Source organism: Candidatus Leptofilum sp., assembly GCF_965223285.1.
In the GTDB taxonomy this organism is placed as follows: domain Bacteria; phylum Chloroflexota; class Anaerolineae; order Promineifilales; family Promineifilaceae; genus Leptofilum.
On record NZ_OZ244997.1, the window covers coordinates 1408411 to 1431964 of the forward strand.

The 23554-nt window shown below is 52.9% G+C and carries 18 protein-coding genes; 16 read left to right on the forward strand and 2 right to left on the reverse strand.

What is annotated here, in order from left to right; all coding sequences use genetic code 11:
* Positions 1-3 precede the first annotated feature (3 nt).
* Entirely contained in the window at positions 4-1905 is a 1902-nt protein-coding gene (locus tag ACOQPU_RS06565; protein WP_420644326.1) for a hypothetical protein, read from the reverse strand.
* 193 nt (positions 1906-2098) lie between these two features.
* On the opposite strand from ACOQPU_RS06565, the gene ACOQPU_RS06570 reads away from it, so the two are divergent.
* From ACOQPU_RS06570 to ACOQPU_RS06635, 14 genes are all read left to right on the forward strand, one after another.
* Entirely contained in the window at positions 2099-4129 is a 2031-nt protein-coding gene (locus tag ACOQPU_RS06570) for a hypothetical protein (protein ID WP_420644327.1), read from the forward strand.
* 33 nt (positions 4130-4162) lie between these two features.
* Positions 4163-6460 (forward strand): ArnT family glycosyltransferase, encoded by a 2298-nt coding sequence (locus tag ACOQPU_RS06575; RefSeq protein ID WP_420644328.1) that lies wholly within the window; start codon positions 4163-4165, stop codon positions 6458-6460.
* Positions 6461-6767: 307 nt separating this feature from the next.
* Positions 6768-8402 carry a hypothetical protein gene (locus ACOQPU_RS06580; RefSeq protein ID WP_420644329.1) on the forward strand — a complete coding sequence of 545 codons (1635 nt, stop codon included), beginning with the start codon at positions 6768-6770 and terminating at the stop codon, positions 8400-8402.
* 126 nt (positions 8403-8528) lie between these two features.
* The gene (locus ACOQPU_RS06585) at positions 8529-9269 is read left to right on the forward strand and encodes a polyprenol monophosphomannose synthase (RefSeq protein WP_420644330.1); all 741 of its coding nucleotides are present in this window, start codon (positions 8529-8531) and stop codon (positions 9267-9269) included.
* 4 nt (positions 9270-9273) lie between these two features.
* On the forward strand, positions 9274-10530 hold the full coding sequence (locus ACOQPU_RS06590) for an oligosaccharide flippase family protein (protein ID WP_420644331.1): 1257 nt from the start codon (positions 9274-9276) through the stop codon (positions 10528-10530).
* Positions 10531-11223 (forward strand): class I SAM-dependent methyltransferase, encoded by a 693-nt coding sequence (locus tag ACOQPU_RS06595; RefSeq protein ID WP_420644332.1) that lies wholly within the window; start codon positions 10531-10533, stop codon positions 11221-11223. It abuts the gene before it with no gap.
* A 52-nt stretch (positions 11224-11275) separates the two neighbouring features.
* A complete protein-coding gene (locus tag ACOQPU_RS06600) occupies positions 11276-12955 on the forward strand; it encodes an alkaline phosphatase family protein (RefSeq protein ID WP_420644333.1) in 1680 nt (559 codons plus the stop codon).
* 77 nt (positions 12956-13032) lie between these two features.
* Complete coding sequence (locus ACOQPU_RS06605) at positions 13033-13935, forward strand: glycosyltransferase (protein ID WP_420644334.1); 903 nt, start codon at positions 13033-13035, stop codon at positions 13933-13935.
* Positions 13936-14017: 82 nt separating this feature from the next.
* Positions 14018-15124, forward strand: a complete 1107-nt coding sequence (locus ACOQPU_RS06610; protein ID WP_420644335.1) for a radical SAM/SPASM domain-containing protein — start codon at positions 14018-14020, stop codon at positions 15122-15124.
* Positions 15125-15180: 56 nt separating this feature from the next.
* A complete protein-coding gene (locus ACOQPU_RS06615; protein ID WP_420644336.1) occupies positions 15181-15468 on the forward strand; it encodes a hypothetical protein in 288 nt (95 codons plus the stop codon).
* Positions 15469-15549: 81 nt separating this feature from the next.
* Entirely contained in the window at positions 15550-16521 is a 972-nt protein-coding gene (locus ACOQPU_RS06620) for an NAD-dependent epimerase/dehydratase family protein (RefSeq protein WP_420644337.1), read from the forward strand.
* A gap of 236 nt (positions 16522-16757) precedes the next feature.
* A complete protein-coding gene (locus ACOQPU_RS06625) occupies positions 16758-17522 on the forward strand; it encodes a hypothetical protein (protein WP_420644338.1) in 765 nt (254 codons plus the stop codon).
* 42 nt (positions 17523-17564) lie between these two features.
* A complete protein-coding gene (locus ACOQPU_RS06630; protein ID WP_420644339.1) occupies positions 17565-19862 on the forward strand; it encodes a 6-pyruvoyl-tetrahydropterin synthase-related protein in 2298 nt (765 codons plus the stop codon).
* On the forward strand, positions 19863-22097 hold the full coding sequence (locus ACOQPU_RS06635; RefSeq protein WP_420644340.1) for a hypothetical protein: 2235 nt from the start codon (positions 19863-19865) through the stop codon (positions 22095-22097).
* A 3-nt stretch (positions 22098-22100) separates the two neighbouring features.
* On the opposite strand, the gene ACOQPU_RS06640 is transcribed toward ACOQPU_RS06635, so the two are convergent.
* Positions 22101-22307, reverse strand: a complete 207-nt coding sequence (locus ACOQPU_RS06640; protein ID WP_420644341.1) for a hypothetical protein — start codon at positions 22305-22307, stop codon at positions 22101-22103.
* 117 nt (positions 22308-22424) lie between these two features.
* Here ACOQPU_RS06640 and ACOQPU_RS06645 point away from each other — a divergent pair, with 117 nt between their 5' ends.
* Positions 22425-22742, forward strand: a complete 318-nt coding sequence (locus ACOQPU_RS06645; RefSeq protein ID WP_420640548.1) for a helix-turn-helix domain-containing protein — start codon at positions 22425-22427, stop codon at positions 22740-22742.
* A gap of 140 nt (positions 22743-22882) precedes the next feature.
* Positions 22883-23554 carry an IS630 family transposase gene (locus ACOQPU_RS06650; protein WP_420645815.1) on the forward strand — a complete coding sequence of 224 codons (672 nt, stop codon included), beginning with the start codon at positions 22883-22885 and terminating at the stop codon, positions 23552-23554.

The following is a 23554-nucleotide window of genomic DNA, read 5'->3' on the forward strand; positions in this document are numbered from 1 at the left end:
TACTTATGGTAGCTCAATTTGTCCGATGAAGATAGCGTCTTGACCTGTTGGGGTGAGCAGGCGGATGTTGTCGCGGGCATCGTAGAGGCCGGTGTAAAGCGTGTAGCTGCCGGGGGGGAGGTTTGGTGGCAAAGAGATTTGGTGCTGATCGACCACTGGCTGGCCATCTTGCCAGCAGGTGGGTGGCCACTGGCCATTGACAGGCCAGCCGTCGGCCTGGGCCACCAGATTGCCTTGTGGGTCTAGCAGGTGATTGAAGACGGTGTACGGCCGTACCGTCGGATTTTCAGCATACCAAACCAATGTTAAATTGAGGACACTTGCTGATTGTGCCAAAGCAAATTGCGTCAGCTCAATTTGGTCGCCAAGCAAAACGTTCCTGGTTTCTGCATCAGTGGGCAAAGGTGGGATTGTGGGTTGATTGACAGTGACGATGGTGGCACCGACGGGGCGCCAGCTAAGGCCAAGCGCAATCGCCCAGCTTACTTGGGCCGCTGCCCAAAGCCATTGCCAACGCCAGTTGGGTAGCCAATCTGCCAGCCAGATGGTGCTAGAGAGCACCAGCAAGGGCATGAGGAATAGCCAAATGCGGCCGACTTCTCCCCGTGTCGAGCCAGAAAAGTTGAGGATGAGCAGGAGAACGGCCGTACTCACTGTTAAAACTTGCGCCTGCGTTAACCGTTTCCGCCTGAGATTGCGCGTAGCCATCATTAACGCGCCAATAAATGCAGTCACAACGGGAATCCCGGTAAAAATTACCACATCAACCAGATTGAACAGCAGCCAGGTGGCGTAGCTGCGCTGGGCCGTTACCAGCTCATAATGCTGCGCCAGCCCAACCTGCACAATTTCCCACGGAGCAACCTGCCATCCCCACCAATAAATTAGCCAGATGAGGCTGGTGCCTACACCAAAAGCGGCTGTAGGCAGCAAATATTGGCGGATTGGCCACTGCATTTGCCACATTGTGATGAGGCCATAAATACCCAAAACACCCAAAAGTGCGCCGTTGCCAACGGACAAGAAGGAGGTGAATGATAAAAGTAACCCCGATACAAAGAGCCAAACGCCACTTTGCCGCTGCCAGCCCAACAGGAACGTTCCAACAATCAACACGGTAAGCAAGCCAAAAAGCTGGTCTGAGAGGGGAGCGAAGATGAGCAAGGCTGGAAGGGCGATGATGACTGCGCTCAGTTTGGCAGTGTGTTGATTGGCGGCGAGAATTTTGGCGACAAAATAGGAGGGGAAGATGGATGCCGCCGCTAGAATCATGGGGAGAACGGCCCAAACGCCGAGGGCCGCAACGGTCGCAGCTGGTTGATCCAGCAGCCACAGGTCGGTACACCGCTGCGGCGTAATGCGCTGGGCTAGCCCTTGTGCCAGATTGGGCGTACTTTGCAGCAGTTGAATTGTGGACCAGTTGAGCAGAACCAGGCCCGGTGGGTGGGTCCGGGCGTGGTCAGATTCAAATTGGGGCATGGCGGTGGGGTAGTCTTGCAAAGTGGCGTTTACGTCATCCAGATTGGCAGCGGTCCAGTAATAGCCGTTGGTTTTAACTGCCAGGGTGCGGTCTACCAACTCAGCCAGAGGTTCGGCCCGGTCTGCATAGAGTAGCCCCCATTGCATTGCCACGCAGCAAACAAAAAAGAGCATTAAGTATACGGCCGTTTGCCACCGCTTCATTGTTTGCTGCCGCAACCACAGCCCCAGCACTGCCAAAAATGCAGCCCCGGCCAAGATAGCCAACCACCAGCGGGAAAACGGCCGCAGTTGGTAAGGCCAATGCCAAACAGAACTGTCAGGCTGTGGCCCGCGCAGGAACGGAATTGCATCTGTGAGCAGAATGATGATTAGAACGGCCGTAACCCCACTTACACGCCACAACCATAGACGACGATTTTTCATGGTCGAGGAAGATACAAGAGCCGTGATCCTTTGTCAATCTGTATGTTGTGTAAAAGCCTAATGGCACTTTGAATTAGATTGAGCGAGGCGTTGGCTTTTACTTTGGCAAACCTCAGAGAAATCGCCCTACGGTTTTCAAACAACTTTCAGAGGTTTGCTAAATCTCCTGAAACTTCGTTAAAATCATCGGTCTATGACGAATTCTGACACAAAAACGAAGATACCCAACGATTTAACCTGGGTTGTGATTCTTGCTTTTACCGTTGTGTGGATTTTATTCATCCACAGCCGCGCCTACTCCACCAATGAGGCCTCCCGCATGGCTTCCATTGAGTCGTTGGTGCATCGAGGCACCTGGGTCATCGACGGCTCTTCGTTTGACCACACGCTGGATAAGATTCAGGTGAATGGTCAATTTTATTCTACAAAACCACCTATCCTTTCATTTTTGGGGGCAGGTGTTTATGCTGTTTTGCATCATGGTTTTGGCCAAACGCTGACGTGGCAGGAGTGTATCCCAGACTTGCTGGAGACAAATTGCCGGGCAATTTTAGAACTGGATGAGGTAAGCTGGGCTCACTTTTTTTTGGTGCTGCTGCTGGTGAGTACGCCAGCCACGATCATTTTGGCATTAACATACCGTCTGGCCCGACGGCGTGGGTTTGCCAATTGGTCTAGCTTGCTTTTTACGGCCGTACTTGGCTTAGGCACCGCGCTTTTTCCATACAGTACGGTGTTTTCCAACCACATATTGTCATCAGCGGGCATTTTTGTGGCGATTTACGTTTTGCTCGTAAACCAAAATCCAACGCCGCTTCAGTTGGGGCTAGCTGGTTTTGCCGTAACCTTGGCTGGCACGGTAGATTTGTCGGCAGGAATTTACCTGATAGGGATTTTTATCTATGTGCTGTTGGTTTACCGGAGAACGGCCGTTTACTTTTTTCTTGGTGGTCTGATTCCGGGGTTGCTTACCATTTATCTAAATTTTCAAATCACCGGTACACCGCTGCCACCCCAACTGTTTACCCAAGGCTACGATTATGAAGGCTCTGCCTTTCTAACGAATCCAGGTGGACATCGCGTGTCGGGCAATGTTGGAGAATATGCCTTTCATTTACTGGTGGGTGACCGGGGCTTATTTTCATTTTACCCAATTGTGCTTTGGTTCTTGTATGGCTTGGTGAGGGCGGTTCAAGCTGCAAATATGCGAACACGCCATCTGGCCTGGGCGTATGCTGGGGCCAGCTTGCTGTATTTAGCCTATTTTGTATTCCGAACGCACAGTTTTGGCGGGTTTGGTTTTGGCACCCGCTGGCTGATTAATCCCGTACCGGCAATGGCTCTTTTTGCCCTGGAGCCGTCTCTTTATCGGGTTAAGCCAGTTTTGAATACGGCCGTCATTTTTCTGGTAGGTCTTATTTCAATTATCAATACCTACCCAGGCGCGTTGAATCCCTGGCGTTCTGCTTATCCCCTTTTCCGACTCACATTTACTTTGCCTGAAGAACGTCAACTTATCCCCGTGGCATTATCAGGTTACGGTAGCTATACCCATGTTAGCCCGGAAATTCGCAGTAGTTTTGGTGCCAATACAGTGCACCGTCGTTGGTTTGATGCGCGTTCCAGCTTGGTTGTGCCCCAGGGGGAGACTTGGTGGTTTATTCATGATTCCACCCCATTGCCACCGAGCCTGTCGGCACCTTTTGGGCTTGACGTTCCGCAGGCATATGCCCTCAATGCTGATTTGTCAGAAACGGCGTGGCAATGGATGAATACGTTTGCCAACGAGGTTTACCAAAGCCCAGCGCTTGTTCCCACTAGTGAGACGGCCGTCTCGCCGGTGCCGCTCCCGCTCAGTTTTATCGAAGATGGTGATAGCATGGCCTTGCACGGGTACCAATCCAGGCAGGACGATGCGGAACTTACCATCATTACCGCATGGGAAATTGAGACCCGTGAATATCCAGTGGGTGAACGAAAAATATTTATCCACCTCCTGGCTGAGGATGGCACTATTGTGGCCCAAAAGGACTTTTTTGCGGCAACTTATGAAACCTTATTTCCAGGGGATCTGTTCTTTCAACAGCAGACAGTTTTGCTGGAAGGGTTGCCAGCGGGCCACTATTGGTTGCAAATGGGCGTGTATGATCCAGTTACGGGAGCGCGCCTGACCGCTGACGGGTTCGACCGACTTCTTTTGCAGCCTGTGACCATCTCGCAATAAGTTAGATACCCAAATGCGAACAGAAACTTGCTCATGAGCGTCCGTCGTCCAAGAACGTATTTTTCCCAATTGCCTGGTTTTCGCTGGCTGGTTACGGTTATTTTGCTGTTGGCTTTTGCCTTGATGGTGAGCAGTGCGTTGCAAAAAAGTGCTACTGTTGATGAGCAAAGCCACCTGTTTCGGGGGGTGGCATATTTGCGTGAAGGAGCTACGCACTTCTTGTTGGGCCATCCGCTGGCAGCAAGCGCACTATCGGCACTGCCTGTGCTTACAGAGCCAGATTTGATTTTGCCTGTGGGCACACCTGTCTGGGAAGCTGGAAATTGGTCTTTGGCGGGGGATATGTTCATGTGGCGACTTGGCAATCAGCCACAGCGTTTGCTCTTTTTGGGGCGGCTGCCCGTGATTTGGCTAAGTTTGCTCTTGATGGCACTGGTCTTTCGCTGGGGGCAGGCACTGGCAGGGAAATGGGCAGCTCTCCTGGCGATGGGGCTGTTGGCATTCGATCCAAATTTGCTGGCACACGGCCGTATCATCTCTGGTGATGTGGCGATGACCCTCTTTTTTATGCTCACAATTTACGGTTACTGGCGGTGGGCCACAGGTGACGGTGGCTGGCGTGCGCTGGGTTTGGCTGGGTTGGGGCTAGGGTTGGCAAGCGTGTCTAAATTTAATGCGGGTCTTTTGCTGCCAACCTTGGGGCTGATGGGCTTGTTCTTGGCGTGGCGGCGGCGCAGTTGGCGGCCGTTAACCATTTTATTGGTTATCGGTGCGGTTGGTGGCGTGGTTATTTGGGCGGTAAATGGTTTTGCCATACGGCCGTTGCCCGGTGGCGCGTTTTGGGACGACCTCTTGTGGGTTATCAGCTATTTTGGTCAGCCGCACGGGGCCTATTTGGCCGGTGCGGTTTCTACCGAAGGCTGGTGGTATTATTTTCCAATTGTCTTTTTGCTGAAGACCCCATTGCCCACGTTGCTCCTGTTGGCCGTTGCCATGCTGCTTTTGCTGAATGCTGTATGGCAGGCGCGGCAGCGAACCGGAATGCACAATGTTACAGCGCGCCCCCAACGGGCCGCAATGAACATTACCAATCTTCTGTACCTGCTGGCTCCCGCCGCAGTTTATGCAGGGTTTAGTCTCACCTCATCTTTGAACATTGGGTATCGGCATTTGTTGCCCACGCTACCATTTTTGTGGCTGTTTACGGCCGTTTCCCTTCAACAAGTAGTGCAGCGTTGGGGCAAACCGGCTCGCTGGCTGGTAGCTACCGTGCTCGTGTGGCTGGCAGTCCAGGCTGTATTCATCTGGCCAAACTACATTCCCTTTTTCAATTTGCTTGCGGGTGGGTCAGACCAGTCGTGGCGGTGGCTTTCAGACAGCAATATTGATTGGGGGCAGGATTTACTAGCTCTGGCTCGCTGGCAGCAACAGACAGGCGAGCAGGTAAAGTTGAGCTATTTTGGCACGGCACATCCTTCTGCTTATGGAATAGATTTTGAGCCGATGCCCATGTGGGCACCTGCGCCAGAAGCGGCACCACCGGGGCGTCAACTGTACGATCCGCAAAATCCGGCAGCGGGAATTTATGCGCTGAGCGTTACTAGCCTGCATGGGGTGGTGTTAGGCGAGCAGCGAGATGCTTTTGCCTGGTTCCGCGAGCAGGAGCCGATTGCCAGGCTGGGGGGGAGCATCTTTGTGTACCAGGTTCCTGTAACGGAAAATTCGGTCGATTTGGTGCTGCTAGGCATAGAGCCAGCCGATTTTAATGAGGATATTCGCAAAGGTTTGGCCAGCAATGATCTGCGGGTGCGCTGGCTGCAAGATAATCATGGTTTCCTGTGGCCTGCGTCTGGTGGGTATCTGGTTCTAGGGGAGGGAAATCAAATTGCTGAGGAATTACGGCCGTATGTCCAATCTGAGCCGATTATAGTGGCAGATCAGCAGTTACATAGCCTACCTGAGCCAAGAGCCTCCGCCGCAGCAAACATCCACATATTTGCGAACTATTTGGCACTTCAGGAAACGCTTTTTATTACCACAAATGTAACTGAGACAGATGAGATTCAATTGATCACTCGGTGGGAAGTAAAAGCAGAAACTGAACGGCCATTGCAGCTGTTTGTACACGCCATAGCTGCCGATGGCCAAATAATTGGTCAGTGGGACGGTTTATCGGTAGATGTTGCCAGTTGGCGCGCTGGCGATCACTTTGTTCAGCTACATCAATTTGGATGGGAACCAGAATTAACGCCTGACCATTTTCTAGTCGGCGTGTATGATGGCGAGACTCTGGAACGATTGGGAGAGCCAGTGCAGTTGTCACTACCGTAAGAATGGGCGACTGTTGGCCGTGGCAAATGCGTAGGGAAATTATCCCAAAATGCGAGTGGCTTTGCCGCTCAATTTCAGTAAAATCTTATGCTTTGGTTTTGGATGGAGCCTGCGAATGAAAGTAGGTTGCCTGGCCAAATCTCAGCGCAAAATAATGATAGGATGGATTTATAGTGAAATGGCAAAAGAAAAAAATAATTTAACAATTTCCAAGCGAGAAAGAACAGGCTCGTCAAAAATTATTTTTGTAGTGAGTAGCTTGTTGGTTTTACTCTTTGTTATGTTTGTAAATAGCAGTTTAGGAGCAGTGACCAATTTTGAGCGAGTCAGTGTCGGTACGGGCGGAGAAGAGGGGAATCATGACTCTTTTTATCTTTCTCTATCTGAAGATGGCTCAGTTGTGGCCTTTGAATCGTTTGTTTCTAATTGGGCACCAGACCAGACGGATATTAACTTCGTAGATATTTTTGCGCGCGACCGCGATGCAGATATTACCCGAAAATTGACGATTCCCTATGGTGGCGATTCTGCCGATCAGCGCAGCTTTGATCCGTTTGTGTCGTCAGACGGCCGTTACATTTCGTTTATTTCCTACGCCACCAATCTGGTTCCCAACGATACCAACCGAGAGCCTTACGTGGACAACGGATTAGATGTCTTTGTGTATGATTGGCAAACAGGTGCTCTGGAGCGGGTGAGCCTCACCTGGCAAGGGGGGCAAATTGATGGCAACAGCGTCGGGCAAATTACGCCAAATGGCGAATACGTCGTCTTTTCATCGAATGGTTTGGCAATCGCTCAGGGAGATGGCAACGCAGATCGCGATCCGGCAATTTATGTGCGCCATTTGCAAACGGGCGTGGTTGAACGCATTACCAAAGCACCAAATGGTGACTTCCCCGATGGGAGCGTGGCCCGTGCATTTTCCAGCTACGACGGCCGTTTCATTGTGTACATTTCCAACGCGACGAACTTAGTGCCAGATACCAACGGCTATGCAGATGTGATGCTTTATGACCGACAGACCAAAGAAACAACGCTGATCAGTAAACCGGTTGGGGGTGGGGAGGCAAATGGTAAGAGTACACCGGCTGCTATCTCCGCAGACGGCCGTTACATCGTATTTCGCTCCTTTGCCACCAACTTAGTGCCAAACGATACCAACGGCGTCCCTGATCTTTTTGTGTATGATCGGTTGACGGAGGAACTTGAAATGGTGAGCGTTTCCTCCACCGGTGTACAGGCCAATGAAGACAGCCGAGACCCTGCCATTTGTGGCAACGGCCGTTTTGTCTCTTTTACATCCGAGGCCACGAACCTGGTGCCGTTGGCCCACAATGGGGAACGGCAAGTCTATGTGCATGATCGGGTGACCGACACAACCTTTCTGGCAACAGGAACCGATACATTTATGGGCAACGGCCGTGCTCATCGGTCGATCCTTTCTGCCGATTGTAGTACGATTGGCTTTGCTACAGATGCGAGCAACTTGATTGTTGGCGATGTAAACGGTGAGCGTGATCTGTATGTCGGCGATATTGTGATTCCGGCCAACCTGGAATCATCGAGCTTAACTGCCTCCGGTGCATTTGAGGCCGGAGCCGAGATAACTTACACGTTCACATTAACAAATATTGGCACAGAAACGGCCGTTGTTACCTTCAGTAGCCCCATCCCTGCCAACACAACCTACGTGTCTAACAGCGTGTCCGGCACAGGTGCCAGCTACAACGGTGGCGCAAACGCGGTGGAATGGATGGGCAGCGTGCCAGGTGAAGGGGAAGTAACCATCAGCTACGCGGTCCAGATCAACCCTGCTTTGGTCGATTTCACGTTAATTACCAACCAGACCCAGTATTCCTACGATGGAAATATGGAATCGCTGGAGATTGTTTTTGCCGTTAACGGACTGAAAACATATTTGCCTTTGCTGCATCGTTAAAATATTGACAGTAGGCAGATCAAACTTGTTAGCCGCGAAATTCACGAATTATCGCGAAATAATCGGGGATTCGCGGCTAATTTTCAGTTTTGGTAGCAAACGGCCGTTACCGTAGGACAACTTTTTGTGAAGATAATCATTGTAATCCCCACATACAACGAAGCCGACAACATCGAAAATATGACTAACGCCCTCTTTGCCCTGCCCTTTCCAGATCGCCACCTCATCATCGTAGATGATGCTTCACCAGACGGCACAGGCGAGCTGGCCGATAAGCTCGCTGCTCAACATCCACAAGAGATGACCGTGATGCACCGCTCAGGCAAGTTGGGTTTGGGCACGGCCTATGCTAAAGGATTTCAGGTCGCCCTGGACATGGGTGCTGACGTTATTGTGCAAATGGACGCCGATTTTTCCCATTCGCCCGAATACATTCCAGAAATGGTGCAGCAGCTAGAAAATTATGATGTGGTGGTTGGCTCGCGCTACGTGCCAGGTGGCCAGGTGGATGAACGCTGGTCGTGGTGGCGATATTTACTTTCCTGGTGGGCCAACCATGCCTATGCTCGCCTCATTCTGAACATCAAGGCGCAAGATGCCACGGCTGGCTTCAAAGCGTTTCGACGCTCTGTGCTAGAAGAAATTGATTTTAGCCGCGTGGTGAGCAATGGGTATGTCTTCCAGGTTGAAATTGCCTATCTTTGCCAAAAGCTGAACTTCTCAATTTTGGAAATGCCCATCTACTTTGAGGATCGCCGCATTGGTCAGAGCAAGATGAGCGTGCCGGTAAAGGTAGAAGCTGTCTGGCGCGTTTGGCAAATATTTTGGCGGTATCGGCAGTTGCAGCCACGCAAAGTTGAGGTCTAGCAACATGGTTGCCAGGCTGCGCTCTCAGCTTAAACCTTCTCTGTGGCAAAGTTTAGCATTGGTGGCCGGAGTCACCGTTGCCTACGGTCTGGACTATTTATTTAACCTGGTCGTTGGCCGGATGCTCACGCCTGTAGAGTTTAGTATCGTAGTGGCGTTGGCCGGGGTGGGGCAGGTGTTGGTTGTTTCCTCGCGCGTGATTCAAACGGTGGTTACGCGCTACATCTCTCGCTTTCAGGCAGGCGATGAGGCAGACGGCCGTATCGCCTCCTTCTTCCAATCTATGTTCCGGGCTTCCTGGCGTTGGGGTAGCTTGGCGTGGCTCATTCTGATTTTCTTGAGCTGGCCGCTGGCTGCGTTTTTACAAATTGAGGAGATTGGCCCAGTGCAGGCATTGGCTGCTGCTACGTTGTTGATGGTGGTTAGACCCGTGGTAGGCGGGGCATTGCAAGGTTTGCAGCAATTTTCGGCGTTGAGCGCGGTGCAAATCACGCAAGCGTTGCTGCGGTTGCTCCTGGGTGCGCTGCTGGTATGGCTGGGCTGGGGCGCGTTTGGGGCGATGCTCTCATTGCCTTTGGCAAGTGCCATTGCGCTGATCGTGGGTTGGACGTTGCTGGATACGGCCGTTAAACAGAAAACGGCCGTTCATCACCAAGTTCAGCTACCGGAAATGTTTCGCTACTCAACCTACACCGCCGCCGGGCTCATCGGCTATGCTCTGCTCATCAACATGGATGCGATTTTGGTACGCCGCCTGTTTGATCCCGACATAGCAGGTAACTACAGTGCCGCCATCACCCTCGGCAAAGTGATTCAATTTTTCCCCGTAGCCATCATCATGATTTTGTTCCCCAAGGCGGCGAGGCGGCAGGCGGCGCAGCAAGATGCCGGTAAGATTCTGCTCCTGGCGATGGGCATCGTGGGTTTGGTTTGCGGGGGTATTGCCCTGGTTTACGGTTTGTTCCCCGAACCAATCGTGAGGTTGGTGTTGGGCAATGAGTATCAAGTAGAAGGGTTGGTGTTGGGCCTGGTTGGGTTGGCGATGTTGCTGCTTTCCCTTTCCAACGTGTGGCTCAATTACTTTTTATCTACCGAATGGACCACCTATGTTTACCTGATTGGCCTGGGTATTTTGCTCCAGCTCGGGGCGATGATTGTGTTTCATGACGCGCTGTGGCAGATGCCGGCGGCGATGGTCGTTACTGGTTTATGGCTCAACCTTGCGGGCCTCATCATTTTTTTCTGGCGACGGCGAGCATAAATGCACCCCAAACTTCTCTATTTTCGTTACAAACTTTTCAAATACCGGCAGGTGGAACAACAAGTTGCCCAACATCTAGCCAGCCAAAATCCGCAGCCAAAATTGCTGGATGTGGGCTGCGGCGACGGCGAAAATATGCTGCGTTTTGACGATGTGCCGTTGCAGCGCACCGGGCTGGAGGTTTCGTTTTCACGTTTGCAAACCGCTAGAAACTTGGGACTGGACGTGATGCAGGCCAGCGGCACCCATCTGCCCGTGCCAAATACCACATTCGACATGATTTACGTTGCCCACGTTTTGCACCATGTGGCGGATTACGAGCAGGTACTGGCGGAAATGAAGCGTTGTTTGGTGGCAAACGGCCGTCTCTTCATCGTTGAAACCGTTACCGACAACCCGCTGCTGCGACTGGGACGCAAAGTTAACCCTGTGTGGCAGGGGGATGAGGTAGAGGCAAGCTGGCGTTTTGCCGATTTGCTGACTATTTTTGAAAAGGCAGGATTTGTGGTGGAGGAAAACGGCCGTTACAACATCCTCTTCTTCCTCTGGGAAATGCTCCCCCTGGCATTTTGGCCTTTTGAAATTTTTACACCTATCTTTGTCTATCTGGATTTATTGTTGGCTAAATTTTTCAAGAAATGGTCAGCGCACTGTTACTTTGTTTTAGGAATTAGACCTGAGACTGGAGATTAGAGATTGGAGATTAAAATTTCTAGTCTCCAGTCTCTCCAATCTCCCTGTTTATATGCCCAAAATTCTCATGATTGCCCTCGACGGGGCCACGCTAGATTTATTAAACCTCTGGATGGATGCAGGTGAACTGCCGCTGCTCAAACGTCTTTTTGATGAGGGAACAGGGGGCGAGCTTCTCAGCACAGTGCCTTGGGCGACGCCCACTGCTTTTGCCTCGTTAGCCACTGGCACCAACCCCGGCCAGCACGGCATTTACGACTTTGGCAAGCTGATCGGCGATGATTACACGGCCTTTGTCCCCACAAACGGCCGTCACATCATCGGCCATTCGCTCTGGAAGCTGCTGTCAGACGCGGGACTGAGTTCGCTGGTGATTAACATGCCCATGACCTACCCGGCCGAAGCGATAAACGGCCGTCTCATCGCTGGCATCCCGTACCCCGGCGGCAGTCCCCAACTGTGCCATCCGCCTAATTTGCTGCACGATCTTGCCGAACATGGCTGGGATTTAGCCCGCAACGCCTCCGACGATTTGGGCGGCAGCTATGCCGACTATTTTGACGGGCTGGTGGATTTGGTGAAAACGCGGGGCGAGGCGATGGCCTGGCTGTTGCAGCAAGATCAGCCAGATTTTACGGCCGTTCACTTCCTGGAAACCGATCAGGCCCAGCACCGCTTCTGGCAGTTCATGGCGGGCGAACCACGCCACGATCCCAATGGTCCCCACACCGATGCCATTTTGCGCCTTTACCACGTTGTTGAAGCGGCAATGGCCCAAATTCTAGCCGCTGTGGACGACGATACGATCCTCTGCGTCATGTCGGACCACGGCTTTGGCCCCACGCGGCATCAGGTTTGGCTCAATAATTGGCTACACCAGAACGGCTTTCTCGCCCTCAAATCTGGTAAGGGCGTGCGCTTCAAGCAACTGCTGTACCGCCTCGGTTTGTCTCCCGCCGCTATTCGTGAAGCCGCTCCGGAGCGGCTCAAGCTAGCCATTCTGCAATTTTTCGAGCGGCAAAAGGGGCGTGCCCTAGCCAGCGAGCTGGAAACAGGCAGCAGCGTCCAGAAAAAAGGGCTGCTGGATCGCCTCACGGAACGATTAGCCATAGATTTTTACGATTTGGATTGGTCAAACACGCGTGCTTTTTCTACGGGGACAACGGCCGTTGGCTATGTGTGGCTCAACGTGGCCGGGCGCGATCCGCAAGGGATTGTCCAGCCCGGCGGCGATTATGAACAGACACGCCAGCAAATTGCCGACGCTCTGCGCCAGTGGAATGCCGTTGGTGAGGTGCTATTCCGCGAGGAACTGTGGCAGGGCGCGCAGCTTGATGACGCACCAGACATCATCGTGCGCTGGGCCGCAGCCACCACCGATGCCCGTTACTTCCAGACTCGCTTTAGCAGCCATCAGCTCATCAAGCCGGTGCCCAACGATTACGCCAGCCATCGTCCAGAGGGGGTGTTTGTCTGGCACGGGGCGGGTGTACGTGCCGGGCTAACGCTAGATGCTGATTTGCTCGATCTGACGCCGACGTTTTTGTGGTTGCTGGATCAGCCGGTGCCAAGTTATATGGACGGCCGTATTCTCACCGACTGCTTTACGCTGGATCATCCCGTTAAAACGGCCGAAATTGCCCCGCCCACCGCCAAAGCCACCGACCAAATGACCCCCGAAGATGAAGAAGCCCTCAAAAACACCTTGCGCGGTCTTGGCTATCTCGAATAGTCTGTGACGCTGTGTTATACTTGCCGACTTGTGTCAATGGCTCACCAAAATTGGCCGCTGACACCGGGAAGAGTAACATGGAAAAAGTACCCATCACCATTGGTATCACTGCCCATAACGAAGAGGCCAACATTGGCCAACTGCTGCAAAAAATGCAGCAGCAGACGCTAAAAACGGTTGAACCGCGCGAAATTATCGTGGTGGCCAGCGGCTGCACCGACCGCACCGAGGATATTGTGCGGGAGATGATGCAGCAAGACGGCCGAATCCGCCTGCTAGTACAGGAAAAGCGCGAGGGCAAAGCATCGGCTATTAACCTGTTCCTCAAGCACCAAACGGAGCGGGTGCTGGTTTTGTGCAGTGCCGATTTGCAACCCCGCCTAGACGCGATTGAAAAACTGGCTGCCCCCTTTGCTGACCCAGAAATGGGCATGACAAGCTGTCGCCCGGTTCCTGTGAATGACAAGAACACATTCATGGGCTTTGCCGCCCACATGCTGTGGGATTTGCACCATGCCATCAACGCCGCGGGCGGCTTCAAGGCGGGCGAGATGATCGCCTTCATCAAGATTTTTGAGCGGATTCCGTATCGTACCTCGGTAGACGAAGCCAGCATTGAACCAGTGATTCGCGGGCAGGGGTACAAAGTGCAGTACATTGCCGATGCTGTCGTGAACAACAAAGGGCCAGACACCGTGGCCGATTTTTTACGACAACGGCGGCGCATCTATTCCGGACATCTGGATATCAAGGAGCTACTTGGCTATTCCGTTAGCACGATGAGCGGCGGCGTGATCTTGAAGGCATTGCTGCGTAACATGGATTGGCGACCCAAGCAGTTGCTGTGGACGGCCGCAGTGATTGGGTTGGAGGTGTACGGCCGTTTCCTCGGCAAACGCGATTTCAAAAACCGCAAAGATCATACCGTCTGGGAAATCGCTACCACCACCAAAGAGCTTTCTCCCACCAAAGAATCCTAAAGACATTTTGAGATTGGAAACTGGAGATTGAAGATTAAGCTAGTCTCTAACCTCCAATCTTTAATCTCCCAAAATAATCTTAATGAAATCAATGTTGGGCGTACTGACACGCATACCATTATTCAAAATGTATCGGCAGTTTGGCTGGCCCAAGATGCTGCCGCTCAACATCACGCTCTCGCCATCCCCCAAATGCAACTCCCGCTGCCTCACCTGCAACATCTGGATGAAGCGAGAAAACGAGTTAAATCTTGACGAGTGGGACAAGGTGCTGGCCTCGCTCGGCAAGGCACCTTACTGGTTTACTATCAGCGGTGGTGAACCGCTCATGTACCCTCACGTTGTAGAGCTAGCCAAGCTGGCCTACAAACATTGCCAGCCTGGCATCATCAACATCCCCACCAACGGCATCCTCAAAAGCGGCCCAGAGCGCGTACGCGAGATTCTAGAATATTGCACCGATTCCCAGCTCATTATTAACCTGTCGCTGGATGGTGTGGGCGAAAAGCACGACTTCATTCGTGGCGTAGTGGGCAACTTCGAGAAGTTTGAAGAGCGGCTGGAGCAATATTTGGCACTGCGGGACGAGTTCCCCAATTTGGCGGTGGGTATCCACTCTGTCGTGTCAGTATTTAGCGTGGGGCATTTGGATGAGCTGATTGAATATGCCGAAAATTCTCGATCTGACCAATTCATTACCGAGATTGCCGAGCCGCGCGTAGAGTTAGACACGGTTGGCTTGCCGATCACGCCCAGCCCTGAGGAATATGCCGAGGCGATTGACAAGCTCATCGCCTACGTAAATAGTAAGCAGTACAAAGGCGTGGCTAAAATTACGGAGGCGTTCCGTGTGGAGTATTACAAGCTGGTGAAGCACATTTTGGATGAGCAGGATCAGGTGATTGGCTGCTACGCTGGCTGGGCCAGTGCCCAAATTTATGCGGATGGTACCGTCTGGCCTTGCTGCGTTCGCGCCGATGACTTAGGCAATTTGCGTGAGCATAACTACGATTTCAAGCAAATTTGGTTTGGCGAAAAGATTAAAGAGGTGCAGCGTTCGATTTACGAGAAAGAGTGCTACTGTCCGTTAGCCAACGCCAGCTACACCAATATGCTGATGGATGTGCCGACGGCCAGCCGGGTAGCAGCCAAAGTCATCACGCCCGATTCAATTAAGGTACGGAATTAATGGGAGACTGGAGATTAGAGATTGGTTCAATCTCCAGTCTCCCTAAGGTTTTTACGATGTCATTTGAATGGCTAAACAAATTTCATAAGGATATGGAAAAACCAGCGGATTATGCGGAAAAGACGCTGGCGCAGTATCGGTTGGGGATGAAAGCGAAGGGTTCTATTGCTGGTGTAGCCGTTTTGGTGGATGAAGAGGGTTGTGAAGCGTGTCTTGCGCTGCCTGATGATGCCGTCTACCATCCGGACGAGGCACCGCATTTGCCTCTGCCAGAATGCAGCAAGGGCCGTCGCTGCCGCTGCGTTTACCGCCCTGTGATGAGCTACCAGCAAAATGATGAGTGAAAAGATGTTGGCCACAGAGAACACAGAGGAATTAGAGAAAAACCCCTGCGTTCTCCGCGTACTTTGCGGTAAAAAACGCACATGAAAGTCGTTGTCACAGGGGCGACGGGATTTGTGGGTGGCGCGTTAGTGCGGGCTTTACTGGCTGATGGGCATGAGGTGGCGGGGGTGAAACGGCCGTCCTCCACCATCACCCACCAACATCCCAATTTCGCCTGGGTTCACGGCGATGTGACTGACCCCGCCAGCTTGCGCGGTTTGTTTGATGGGGCCGATTGGCTCATCCACGCGGCTGGCATGTTGGGGCAGGCGGGCGTACCGGAAAGCGATTATCTGAAGCTGCACGAGCAAGGCACAAACAACGTGCTGGCCGAGGCCGAAAAAGCTGGCGTGGATCGTATTTTATACGTGAGTAGCCCCGGCGTGTTGGGGCCAATCAGTGGGGTGCCTGCGGATGAGACTGCGCCACTGGCACCCAGCAACCCCTACGAGCGCAGCAAGGCAGCGGCGGAGCAGGTGGCGCAGGTGTATGCCAGCGCGGGTCTGCCCGTCATCATTGCCCGGCCAGAGTTTATTTATGGGCCGACGGATTTACACGTGCTGGGCTTGTTTAAGGCGGTGCGAGACGGCCGTTTCTTCACCATCAACGGGGGGCATAACCATTGCCACCCAACGTATATTGATGATGCGATTTTAGGGATGATATTGACGTTGCAGCACGGCAGTCCTGGTGAAATTTACCACATCACCGGGCCAAAACCGGTCACGTTCCGCGAGCTGGGGCAGACGATTGCCGCCGCAATGGAAGTGCCGTCGCCTAAGCTGAATTTACCCCGCTGGCTGGCTTGGCTGGGGGCATTGGGCCTGGAGTTGAGCTTTAGTCTGTTCAAAAAGCAGCCACCGCTCAGCCGCACCGGGGTTGCTTTTTTTAGCGAAGATCGCCGCTTTTCCTGGCAAAAGGCGCATGAGGAGCTAGGCTACAGGCCCCATTTTGATCTTGAACGGGGCGTAGCCGAAACGGTGGCCTGGTATCGGGAAAATAGATTGGTGTGATGGAATGACCATTGCTAAAGTTCGACTGTTTAATCACGAATGGCGCGAATGAACGAATAGTATGAATTTCATTTGTGCTATTCGTCTATTCGTAAAATTCGTGATTGGCTCTTAATGCATTGTTTCATAAAACACTTTAACATCAACCTCCGGGAGGTTTGGTCTGCGGCCTTACAAATTAGCGAAACCTCCCGGAGGATCATTCAAACAACTTATGAAACAATGCACTTAATAACATGTTGAAATCACTTTCGATAAAAGAACTTTACGTGCCCGCCTTGGCTGAGGGCGAGGGCGTGGGCACAGCTTATGAATATTTTGCTAAGCGATTGGTATTGGCGCGTTGGCTTAAGAACCAACCCAAACCTGCGCACCTGCTCATCGCTGGCTTACCGGAGAAGTACGGCAGCAGCCTGGATTTTTTGCAGGTGGCGCATGAACTGGACGCTGCGGTAACCATCGTGGATGAACGGCCGTCTGCCTTACAAAAACTGCAAAAATCATTGGCGGCAGCACAGAAAGAGAGGTGGCTAACGGCCGTATCTCCTCAGCTCATCCCCGTGCACCATTTGGCAGATTTGGGAGAAATTGCCCCTGAGTTTGACCTCTGTTTGGGGTCTGAGGGATTGCAGCGATTGGATGCCAGTGACCGACCTGAGTACCTGCGGCACGTGTGGCGACTGGCTAGCCGAGCAGCACTGTTTGCTCCCAACGGCGACAACATGGCCCATACCAACATCAGCGGCTTGGCTGGCGTGACGCTGGCTGAGATGCAGGAGCTTGTTGGCCCAAATGCCAAAACGGGCTACATCGACATGCCGCCGTTCCCACCGGGCATTACCCGCAGCGACGAGCAGCGGGAGCAGGCGACGAGCAGCCGTTTTGAAGCAATTGCCATGTGGGGACTGGGTTTTTACGCCCGGCTGGAGCATTTTTTGCCAACGGCCGTGCGCCGCAGCCAGTCCCATATCGTTTACGCCTTATTGGAGGGTGGAGATTAGAGATTGGAGATTAAAACAATCTCCAATCTCTAATCTCTTTAGATGAACCGACTCAAGCAAACCATCCAGCGCATTGATCCCGGCTATTGGGTCGTGCTATTGATCTGCTTGCTGGCGTTGTGGCCGTTTATTGGCCGGGCTAGCCTGCCGCAAGAAACAGACGCTGAACTGCACATTTTCCGGCTGCTGGAGCTGAGTCATTTGGTACGCGGTGGTGAATTTTATCCTCGCTGGGCACCCAACTTTTATCACGGCTACGGCTACCCCATTTTTAACTACTACGCCCCACTTACTTATTACGTTGGCCTCGTTTTTGAGCTGCTGCCCGGTTTGGATGCAGTGGCGGGGGTGAAGGCTGTATTTGTCTTCGGGCTGCTGGGAGCGGGCTTTGGGATGTACGGTTTTGTGCGCGACAATTGGGGACGGCCGTCTGGCTATTTGGCGGCGGCGGTGTACGTCTATGCACCCTACGTGCAGTATGTAGACCCAATTGCCCGTGGCGCACTGGCCGAGGCGTTTAGCCTAGGCGTGTTTCCGCTGGCACTTTGGAGCCTAGACCGTTTGCGGCGGCAGCCAACCCGGGGACGATGGGGAACGGCCGTACTCCTCACTACCGCTGTGATTTTAAGCCACAACCTGATGGCGTTGCTCTTTTTTGGCCTGCTGGCGGCCTGGGTGCTGTGGCAAACATTCACTCGACGGGGCGACTCACCCGGCTGGCGTTGGCTGTGGGCGGCGTTGGGGCTGGGTTTGGGAACGGCCGCCTTCTTCTGGCTACCGGTTTTGCTAGAGCGCAACGCCGTCAACCTGAACACGCTCATTGGTGCGGGCGACAATTACGATTTTCGGACCCACTTTTTAAGCTGGCGCGAGGTGCTGGCCCCCACGCTGCGGCTTGATTGGGGAGCAACCGAACCAGTGTTTCGCTTTAATTTGGGGCTGGCGCAATGGGTTTTGGGTGGCGTAGGCTTGATTTTGCTGCTTTTGCGATGGGTGAAGCAGGCTGGGCAGATGCTCTTTTTTGCATTGGCAGCAGCATTGCTCACCTTCATGCTGCTGCCCGCTTCTACCTTTTTGTGGGAAGCCACCCCCATTTTGCCCTTCTTTCAGTTCCCGTGGCGGTTGCTGGGCGGCACGGTGGCGATGCTGGCGATTTTGGCAGGCGCGGGGCTGGATGCGGTGTTGACCCGATGGCCGAAGCTGCGCGTTTGGGGAACGGCCGTTCCCATCACTTTCTGCTTGCTCACTGCCCTACCGCTGACTCAGCCCGCTCCCTGGCCCGATTTTGGCGATGTGTTCACCTTCCGCATGTCGCTCATCGAGCATTCTGGCCGCTGGCTAGGCACCACCTCCACCGCAGATTACGTGCCAGCAACGGTAGACACCGTGCCGTCGCGCAACGGCAAAGTCGTGGCGGGTTTTCAAAATAACGAGCCGCTGGATCGGGTAAACCGACCGACGCTGCCCGGTGGGGCAGAAGTCGCTGGCGAAGAGCTCACGCCGCTCCATTTTCGCTACACGGTAAGTACGCCAGAAAAATTCTTGCTCCGCCTCTTTTTGTTCCAATTCCCTGGCTGGACGGTAACAGTAGATGGCGAACGGGCCGAACCGGAGTTGGCCCGGCCAGAAGGTTTTATTGCCGTGCCGGTGCCAGCGGGTGAGCACGTGGTTGAGGTTGAATTTAAGGATACGCCTGCCCGCCAAGCGGCTTGGGGGCTTACGGCCGTATCGCTGCTGCTCACACTTTTGGGGGGCTGGTCACTGCGTCGGCAAGCTGCGGTAGCGGTTATCCCCAACCGATTGGCCACGCTGGATTGGTGGGTGCTGGGCGCGGCTGGAGTAGTAACGGCCGTTACCATCTTCGCGCTTGGGCCAATGCAGCTACTTCATTACAATTCAAGCGACTATGTGGCCGAACCAGCTCAGGTTGACCGTTTTGATGATTTTGGCGAGCAAATCGCGCTGATTGGCTACGATGTTGCAACAGAAACGGCCGTGCCTGGTGAACAGGTGATGGTCACGCTTTATTGGCAGGCACAGACCGCGCTAGAGATCAACTTCCAGAGCTTTGTCCACGTTTTGCGGGACGATGGCACAATTGCGGCCCAATCGGACCGCCTGAATCCGGGGGATTTCCCGGCGCGCCGCTGGCCGCTGGATAAATATGTGCGAGATGTCCACGTGCTGCAACTGCCGCCTGATTTACCGCTGGGCGAATACCAAATCACGGCTGGCCTCTGGGTGCAAACAGAAGGCTGGCGCTTGCCCCTGCTGGATGCCAGCGGCAACCAAATTGATGACAAGGCAACGTTGTTCACGCTAACTGTGGTGGATGAGTAGATGACTTTTTTTCATAAACGGCCGTACCTCAGCCTCACCCTCATTTTTACCGTGCTGGCTGCCCTGTTTTTGCACCGGGTGCTGTTTCCGGCCGAGGGGATGGCACTGGCGGGATTGGATGCCCGCAGCTTGTTTTACCCTTGGTGGGAGTTTGCCAGAACGGCCGTCCTCTCTGGAAATTTACCACTGTGGGATGCTAACAGCTTTAGCGGCTATCCCTTCCTGAGCAATCCGCAGGTGGCTCTGTTTTACCCACTCAACTGGCCATTGCTCCTGTTGCCAGTGCGCTTTGCCCTTAGCTGGCACGTTCTGATTCATCTGCTAGTGGCCGGATTGGGGATGTTTTTGCTGGTGCAGCATCTAAGTGGCAGCAAGGCTGGGGCCTGGCTGGCGGCATTGGCTTTTGCCTTTAGCGGCTTCATTGCAGCACGGATTTGGGTGGGGCATATCGGCCTTATTGCTACAGACGTTTGGCTACCCTGGTTACTCCTTGCCACCGCTTGGAGCGTGCGGCGAAAAAGCATTTGGGCGGCAATCATTGGTGGGGTGCCATTGGGCTTGGCCATTTTGGCCGGGCATACAACCTCGCTGCTGTATATTGGGTTGGCGTGGGGATGTTTTGCCATTTACTTGCTGCTCACCACGCCCGATCGCTGGCTCGTTATCCGCCAAATGGTGATCATGGTGGTGTTGGGCTTTTTACTGGCAGGGGTGCAGCTTGTGCCGCTGGCTGAATTTTCCACCGTCTCCTCCCGTGCGGCCGAACCCACTTTTGAATTTGCCACGGCGTTTTCGCTGCCGCCATCACACATCGTCACTTGGCTGCTGCCGGAGTTTTTCGGCGAGCCGACGCGGGCGGGTTACTGGAGCGTGCCCGCCTTCGACGAGCTGACGTACTACGTGGGGCTGCTGCCGCTGCTAGGATTGGTGTTGGGGCTGCGTAAGCCGTCACCCTTAAGCTGGTTTTACTTGCTGTTGATCGTGTTAGGCTTTTTGCTGGCGTTAGGCAGCTATGGCTTTCTTTACGGTATCTTTTACGATTTGCTACCGCCGTTTCGTTTGGCGCGTGCGCCGGGCCGGGCTGCGTTTTTGCTCGTCTTTGCCTTGCCTGCGCTGTTGGGCGAGGCTGTGGCTCAGTGGGAAAGATTGGATTGGGATGAGAAATCGGCCGGATTTATGCGCTGGCTGGTGGGAGGAACGGCCGTTGCCATTCTCACCTCCCTTGCTGCCACCGGAGCCGTTTTTGCCGCCCAGCACCCGACGGATACAAGCGGCCGTTTATGGCATCAGTTAGGTGGGTGGGGGATTGCGTTGGTAGTTTTGGTTGCTGGTGGTTGGTTGTTGGTTCGGTTTTTTGCAGAAGCGGATGTTGCTAGGAAACGATATTGGTTAAGTGGGCTAGCACTGCTGCTGGTAGCGGATTTATGGATTTTTGGCTTTAAGCTAGTGGGTGTGGAGAGTACGGCCGTTGATCCATTCTGGAATGACGCTAAGCAGATTATCGGCGAGGCGGAGCTGCGGGTGCTGCCCTGGGGCATCTCTATTTTTGAGCAAAATGGGGCGGCGCAGGTGGGACTTGGCTCCGTGTTTGGCTACAATGCGTTGGAGGTCGGGGCCAATATCGCCTTTGCTTCCTCGGTGCCGGACCCGCGTTCGACGGCGTACGATATTTTGGGCGCGGGCTATGTGGTGGCGCAAAATCCGCTGCAAGGTGTGGAGGATGGGGAACGGCCGTTGCAACTGCTGGGCAATACGGATAGGGCCTGGGTCTACCAGCGAGGTCGCCCATTGCCATTGACCCGCTTGGTGACGCAGGTAGAAATCATCCCAGGCGCGGCGGAGGCGACAGCCCGTGTCCATCAACCTGATTTTGATCCAACCACAACAGCGATTTTGGAATCAGAGCCAGGTTGTGTGTTGTCAAGTGGTGAGGCGGGAACGGCCGTCGTCACCGAGAAATCCAACGGCTACTGGCAAATTCAAACGAGTAGCCCTTCGCCTGCCTTGTTGGTTCTGAGCGAAACTGCGTACCCTGGCTGGCGGGTGTTTGTGGATGGGGTGGAGCAGGAGTGGGTAACGGCGTATACGGCCGTACGTGCCACCTGCGTCTCTGCCGGAGAACACATCGTCGAGTGGCGCTACCAGCCACGAAGCTACGCCATCGGGGGACTTTTGTCACTGCTGGGATTGGTTTTGGTGGGAACGGCCGTGTGGCGAAATCAGAGATCAGTTTGATTTTTACCATCTTCCAGTTGTTAGAAGGTATCTATCTTGGTTATAAGAAATTTTTTTGACCTTTCTTTCAAATACACCAGCATAATTTTTCCATTGACGAGTATCTTCAATTCGTTTCAACTCATAATCTATAGCTTGGAAAACTGGGGTGCTTGAGAAAACGCTCACATTTGCAATTGGCATTTTGTGAGAAAATTGCTGTTGCGTCATGAGATATAAAACTGAAAGAGGCATAGAATCAGAAATCATATGGGAGGGTTGAGTACATCGTTAAATAAAAGAAGTAAAAATCTTGTTGATGAGCAAATAGTTCGATAAGCTGGAAGGATGAAAAAAGAACATGTTACCCTCAGTGAAGCAGATCGAGCTTATTTGCAAAACTTGATCAAGAAAGGCAGTTTACCCGCCAAAACCTTTAAACGAGCAACCGCCCTCATCGAATTAGATCGAGGTCGAACCTTTACAGAAGTTGCAGCCATCGTTGGTGTCGTTATCCAAACCGTATCAACCTGGGCCAAAAAATATCAGGATTCAGGGTTGGCTGTCTTAACCGACAAACCAAGGCCAGGCCGCCCAACCGTCATTGACGGACTGCAACGAGCCAAGATCACAGCATTGGCTTGCTCTGACCCGCCAGCAGGATAGGAGAAATGGTCATTGCGGCTATTAGCTGACAAAGCCATCGAGTTGGAATTAGTCGAGACCATTTCCTATGGGGAAGTGCGACTCATTCTCAAAAAAACGAACTCAAACCGCACCTGAAACGATATTGGGTAATTGGCAAGATAACCAGTCGGTTTATTGCCAAAATGGAGCGCATTCTTTGGCTTTATGCCTTGCCTTACAATCCGCTTTACCCGGTTGTCTGCTTTGATGAACGACCCTGTTTTCTCATTGATGATGTGATGCAACCCATTGCTATGCAGAATGGCAAGGTGCGTAAAGAACATTATGCCTACGAAAAAAATGGTTCCTGTGCGCTCTTAGCTGCCATTGAACCATTGACTGGCAACCGCTTGGCGCAAGTGCATCGCCAGCGTACCAAAAAGGAGTTCACCCTGTTTTGCCAAGCCTTAGCAGCCGCTTATCCAGATGCGATCAAGATTCGTCTGGTCTTGGACAATCTGAACACACATGATGAGAGTGCTTTTTACGAAAACTTGCCTGCAGACAAGGCGTTTGCTTTAGCGCAACGATTTGAATTCAATTTCACGCCGAAATCGGCCAGTTGGCTAAACATGATTGAAATTGAGTTTTCAGCACTGACGCGTCTTTGTCTTAATCGTCGGATTCCGACCATTGAGAAACTAGAATCGGAAGTGATGGCATTGATCCCTGAGCGAACGCAAAAACGCATCAAAATTAATTGGCAGTTTTCCATCAAAGATTGCCGCAAAAAGCTAAATGCTCGTTATTCGGTTGTTAATGAGGCAAATTCTAAATTCAAGAAAGCTTAA

Excerpts from the sequence above, each read along its gene's own strand:
- ACOQPU_RS06630 (WP_420644339.1), top strand. The coding sequence starts at position 17,565 with ATGAACCGACTCAAGCAAACCATCCAGCGCATTGATCCCGGCTATTGG.
- ACOQPU_RS06620 (WP_420644337.1), top strand. The coding sequence starts at position 15,550 with ATGAAAGTCGTTGTCACAGGGGCGACGGGATTTGTGGGTGGCGCGTTA.
- ACOQPU_RS06595 (WP_420644332.1), top strand. The coding sequence starts at position 10,531 with ATGCACCCCAAACTTCTCTATTTTCGTTACAAACTTTTCAAATACCGG.
- ACOQPU_RS06570 (WP_420644327.1), top strand. The coding sequence starts at position 2,099 with ATGACGAATTCTGACACAAAAACGAAGATACCCAACGATTTAACCTGG.
- ACOQPU_RS06600 (WP_420644333.1), top strand. The coding sequence starts at position 11,276 with ATGCCCAAAATTCTCATGATTGCCCTCGACGGGGCCACGCTAGATTTA.
- ACOQPU_RS06565 (WP_420644326.1), bottom strand. The coding sequence starts at position 1,905 with ATGAAAAATCGTCGTCTATGGTTGTGGCGTGTAAGTGGGGTTACGGCC.
- ACOQPU_RS06635 (WP_420644340.1), top strand. The coding sequence starts at position 19,863 with ATGACTTTTTTTCATAAACGGCCGTACCTCAGCCTCACCCTCATTTTT.
- ACOQPU_RS06610 (WP_420644335.1), top strand. The coding sequence starts at position 14,018 with ATGAAATCAATGTTGGGCGTACTGACACGCATACCATTATTCAAAATG.
- ACOQPU_RS06590 (WP_420644331.1), top strand. The coding sequence starts at position 9,274 with ATGGTTGCCAGGCTGCGCTCTCAGCTTAAACCTTCTCTGTGGCAAAGT.
- ACOQPU_RS06575 (WP_420644328.1), top strand. The coding sequence starts at position 4,163 with ATGAGCGTCCGTCGTCCAAGAACGTATTTTTCCCAATTGCCTGGTTTT.
- ACOQPU_RS06605 (WP_420644334.1), top strand. The coding sequence starts at position 13,033 with ATGGAAAAAGTACCCATCACCATTGGTATCACTGCCCATAACGAAGAG.
- ACOQPU_RS06615 (WP_420644336.1), top strand. The coding sequence starts at position 15,181 with ATGTCATTTGAATGGCTAAACAAATTTCATAAGGATATGGAAAAACCA.
- ACOQPU_RS06645 (WP_420640548.1), top strand. The coding sequence starts at position 22,425 with ATGAAAAAAGAACATGTTACCCTCAGTGAAGCAGATCGAGCTTATTTG.
- ACOQPU_RS06640 (WP_420644341.1), bottom strand. The coding sequence starts at position 22,307 with ATGACGCAACAGCAATTTTCTCACAAAATGCCAATTGCAAATGTGAGC.
- ACOQPU_RS06625 (WP_420644338.1), top strand. The coding sequence starts at position 16,758 with ATGTTGAAATCACTTTCGATAAAAGAACTTTACGTGCCCGCCTTGGCT.